Genomic DNA, 4,425 nt, shown 5'->3' on the forward strand with positions numbered 1-4,425 from the left:
AGAATGAATGTACCGCCGATTTCGGAATAGGCGTACCGTTCGAGCAGAATTTGCATTTTATAAAGTTTTAAATATTCATTTATCGTTTTGATTTTATACTTTTGCAATTCATCTAAGGTCACTTTACATATAATATGATTGCAAGCACTTCGCGAATCATTTGCAACAGTAAGTTCTTTATAAACTAATCTTTTCATCCAACAATATTTTTCTGGTAATTGACTGGCTTTTATATTGAAAAATATAGGAAACACATACATTTTATGCTGTTTATATCTCTGATAAATCAAATCAATTTCCTCATTTGCACATTCGGATGCAATTGTATTAGCACTTAAAATAATAATTGAATAATTACAGGCCTTTACTCCTTCGTCAAAATTTTTATTATCTCGTTCATCGCCTAATAACATTTTATGCCGATCATACCAGACTGGTAATCCATAATTAGTTAGATGAAATAAAATGGATTCTACTATTGAGTGTCGGTCTTTGCTCGAAAAACAGAAAAAAAGCATAGTATTCATCTTCTCCTGAAATAGATTTTAATATGAATCAATGATAATTGAGAATTATCCATTATCTACTCAAAATAAACATATCTATCATAAACCCTGTTTGTTTACATGAGAAAAATTCGAATAATGTTAAAAATATTAACAAAATAAGAATAAGAATTGATTCTTGAGATATAACAAGATATACTGAGTACAGGTGAATGGAGCTGAAAGGAGATGTGATAGAGATGAAATACGTTGTTCGGCTTTTGGGAATAGAAATCAACAACATAAAAAACGTGATACATGGTGAAATTGAAATGCCCCAAAATAAAAAGGGAAGCATTTTAGGAATCTATGGAGCTAATGGATCTGGAAAAACAGTAGTTGTAGACTGTATGGTATTGCTGAAATATCTTCTTTCCGGACGTCAGATCCCGGCGAATTTTTATTACTATATAAATGAAGCAAGTGGTACCTCCACTGTAAAGTATCGCTTTGAACTGAAAATCGAAGAAAAATGCTATCTGGTAGAATATGAAATTGAACTGCAGAAAAACGGTAAAAAGAGCTTCTGCATCAGCAAAGAAAAATTCAGCCAGAGAGAAATGTCCGAAGGAAAACGGATCACACCTGTTTTTGATTACCAAAAAGGCAGGAAAGAGCTTTTTCGTCCGGTGAAATTGTATGAGCGTTTTTCTAAGGATATCCAGAATGTTATTGCACTTGGAGTCGCAGAGCAGGCAACACAGAACTATAATGAGGAAAAGGGTGTTCCGGAGGTAAGTTCCTTTTTATTTTCAAGAAAAGCACAGGAAGTCTTTGAAAAAGCTGAAGGTGAGGCTGCATTGCTTTCTCTACTGAGTCAGTGTTTTCAGAAATATGGAATTTATGATCTTGCTGTTGTTGAAAACGCGCAATACGGTTATTTATCCTTAAATCTGGAAAATATGCCCGTTAATATTGACTGGCCGGATACGATACCAAAAAAAGGCGAAAGCATCTTCTTACGCTTCACAGATATAAATGTGGTGCCAAAAGAAGTTTTTCCTTATGTAGCAAATACGATCAAGCAGATCAATATTGTAATAAAATCATTAATACCTGAGATCAATATAGAAATTTATAATGCGTTTGATAAGCTATTGAAGGAAGGAAAAGACGGAGTGCAGTTTGAAATCATTGCCATGCGTGGAGAGAACCGGATTCCGCTTTTGTATGAATCCGCAGGAATAAAGAAGCTGATTTCTATTTGCAGTAATTTAGTTGCCTGCTATAACAGAGAGTCTTATTGCCTTGTGGTAGACGAGCTGGATTCTGGTATTTATGAGTATTTGCTGGGAGAATGCCTAGAAGTTATGCAGGATAAAGCTAAAGGACAATTGATCTTTACATCACATAACTTACGCCCATTGGAAATCCTTGAAAACGATGCTCTGCTTTATACGACTGTGAATCCTGAGAATTGCTATATAAAATCTACTTATATCAAAAATACGCAAAATACCCGGTTATCTTATTTGCGGACAATCAAGCTTGGCGGGCAAAAAGAAAAACTCTACAATGAAACAAATATATATGAGATGGAGCTTGCTATGAGGCGGGCAGGAAGGGACTACAAATAACTAAAAGGCCACAGGAATCAGGCAATTATTATCACCACCAAATCCTTCTGTTATACAGGCTTCATAGTGCAGCTAACCTCATTGAATGAATTTATTGTTAAATATTCGTGCAAAGTATTGCTTTCTTCGTGCAAATGGCATATACTATAATTGTCAGCAGAAAGGGGTTGATCGTATGGCTAGAAATACCACAAACATCAGTATCCGCATGGACGCAGATTTGAAAGCGCAGGCGGACGCACTGTTTACTGAACTTGGCATGAACCTGACTACGGCGTTTAACATCTTTGTGCGCCAGTCGCTTCGTGAAGGCGGCATTCCCTTTGAAGTAAGGCTGGAACAGCCGAACAAAGAAACGGTTGCTGCCATGCTGGAAGCGGAAAGGATTGCAAAAGACCCGTCTGTAAAGGGCTTCAATGACCTTGACGAGTTGTTTGCTGACCTGAAAAGATGAAAGAAACCAAATATACCGTCAAGTACACGTCCAGTTTCAAAAAAGACTACAAACGAGCCATAAAGCGTGGCTTGAAGATCGAGCTGCTGGAGGAGGTCGTAGCAATGCTGGCAATGGGCGAACCGCTGCCAGATAAGAACCGCGACCATGACCTGTCCGGCGATTGGGCAGGTCATCGGGAATGTCATATTCTCCCGGACTGGCTGCTTGTCTACCGCATTGAGGATGATGTTCTGGTGCTGACGCTGGCCCGCACCGGTACACACAGCGACTTGTTCGGCAAATAAACATACTGCCGCCGTATGGGGAAACCTGTACGGCGGTTTTTCTGTATGCAAAAGGGTGTCGTGAAACGCGACGACCTTGATAGTGGTACGCCAAAACGCGGTAGCCCTTACCGCTTCGATATTTTGAAAATGAACAGGGAATATCTGCAATGTTGAACTCTGCTTACCCCTTATATATGATAGTTGCCGCTATTGTTGCAATAATAATTTTCGGAATTTCATAAAAGAAACCGATATGCGACGCTATTGCAATCGAGGTAATATTGACATAGAATTCCATGTATTATAGAATGGTATCTGTAAAAAGAAGGCATGAAGAAAGCAGCTTTAAACGGGCTGCTTTTTTGTGTCTTCTTTTGTCTTTCCTGAGCACCGGAGGAAAAGGAGTTTTCTGGATGGAGCAGAGAAGACGAAAAAAAATAAGAACAGGAGGAAGTATATGGAGGATACCAAAAAAACAGTTTTGGCGGGAAACGGTGAAAAAGATATTCCGCGTGCAGTCTACGATGGTGTTTTTGCCAATCGATGTAGACGCGCAGGTTGAAAGCATGGAGGAACAGGAAGAAGCCAGATGGCATCAGCTTTTGAATGCACATCGTACCAGAAAGATCTGTCCGGGCCAGAGATATGGCCTGGGAGTGGATGGTAGATGCCGGAGAAAAATTCCAGGTAGGTGATCTGGTGCTGGTCATGGTCAATAAGGTGGAAGCAAGCTCTGTTGACCAGATCATTATAGAAGTGGATGCAAAGAGTCCGACAGCCAATATCAATAAAGATAATCTCCGGAAATGCCATAAACAGGGAAAATATACAGGGATCATTACGGAAGTCTATAAGGGAACCTATTTTATCCGCCTTGATATCGGAGTCAATGCTGTGGCACATTCCTGCAATATGTCCGCACTTCCGGGAAAGAAAGATAAGATCGGATTTGTGGTGACCCGCATCAACGACAACTATGAAGTGGCAGAAGGCATTATCACAAGGCTTATCAAAAGAGCTTCCTGAAAATATTTTTATGATTTTCAAAGAATTCTGTTGACACAGAAAAAGGGATTTCTTTAATATCGGAGAAAAAGGTGGAAAGGGGTGACGTCAGATGGCAAAAAAGAAGAAAAAACAGATGCGGGAAACCTTGTACTGTCCGTATTGCAAAAGACCCGGGGTACTTAGGCCTGCGGCTTATGTCTATGGGGATAACAACCTGAATCCGGAGAAATACCTGTATGTATGCAGCGGCTATCCTTCCTGTGATTCATACATTGGGGCACACAAAAAAAGTATGCGTCCCATGGGAACCATGGCTGACAGCGATCTGCGTAATAAGCGGATTGAAGCACACAGAGCTTTGGATGCAATCTGGAAAAATGGTTATATGACCAAACACAGCACATATATCCGGCTTCAGAACCGTTTGAATCTCCGGGAAAAGGACACACATATCGGGAAATTTTCTTATTACCTGTGTGAACAGACCATCCGGGAATGTACAGACTATATAAAAAGCCTAGTACTGCATCCGGTTAGTTTCTAAACTATAACCGGATACAACCTGGCCAATT

The 4,425-nt window shown here is 39.8% G+C and carries 6 protein-coding genes; 5 read left to right on the forward strand and 1 reads right to left on the reverse strand.

Features of this window, described 5'->3' with window-relative positions; all coding sequences use genetic code 11:
* Window positions 1–527 (reverse strand): toll/interleukin-1 receptor domain-containing protein (locus tag LJE12_RS19195; RefSeq protein WP_227292371.1); only part of this gene is annotated, 527 nt, incomplete at its 3' end.
* Window positions 528–745: 218 nt separating this feature from the next.
* On the opposite strand from LJE12_RS19195, the gene LJE12_RS19200 reads away from it, so the two are divergent.
* The 5 genes from LJE12_RS19200 to LJE12_RS19220 all read left to right on the forward strand — a co-directional run bounded on the left by LJE12_RS19200 (window position 746) and on the right by LJE12_RS19220 (window position 4,397).
* Window positions 746–2,122 (forward strand): AAA family ATPase, encoded by a 1,377-nt coding sequence (locus LJE12_RS19200; RefSeq protein WP_227226784.1) that lies wholly within the window; start codon window positions 746–748, stop codon window positions 2,120–2,122.
* A 175-nt stretch (window positions 2,123–2,297) separates the two neighbouring features.
* The gene (locus tag LJE12_RS19205; RefSeq protein WP_055066319.1) at window positions 2,298–2,576 is read left to right on the forward strand and encodes a type II toxin-antitoxin system RelB/DinJ family antitoxin; all 279 of its coding nucleotides are present in this window, start codon (window positions 2,298–2,300) and stop codon (window positions 2,574–2,576) included.
* Complete coding sequence (locus LJE12_RS19210) at window positions 2,573–2,863, forward strand: type II toxin-antitoxin system YafQ family toxin (RefSeq protein WP_227226785.1); 291 nt, start codon at window positions 2,573–2,575, stop codon at window positions 2,861–2,863. Before LJE12_RS19205 ends, LJE12_RS19210 begins: the two co-directional genes overlap by 4 nt.
* Before the next feature lie 588 nt (window positions 2,864–3,451).
* Window positions 3,452–3,871 (forward strand): hypothetical protein, encoded by a 420-nt coding sequence (locus LJE12_RS19215; RefSeq protein WP_227226786.1) that lies wholly within the window; start codon window positions 3,452–3,454, stop codon window positions 3,869–3,871.
* 91 nt (window positions 3,872–3,962) lie between these two features.
* Window positions 3,963–4,397 (forward strand): zinc-finger-containing protein, encoded by a 435-nt coding sequence (locus LJE12_RS19220; protein ID WP_227226787.1) that lies wholly within the window; start codon window positions 3,963–3,965, stop codon window positions 4,395–4,397.
* Window positions 4,398–4,425 lie beyond the last annotated feature (28 nt).

Source organism: Blautia sp. DFI.6.71 (assembly GCF_020593585.1).
Taxonomy (GTDB): domain Bacteria; phylum Bacillota; class Clostridia; order Lachnospirales; family Lachnospiraceae; genus Blautia_A; species Blautia_A wexlerae.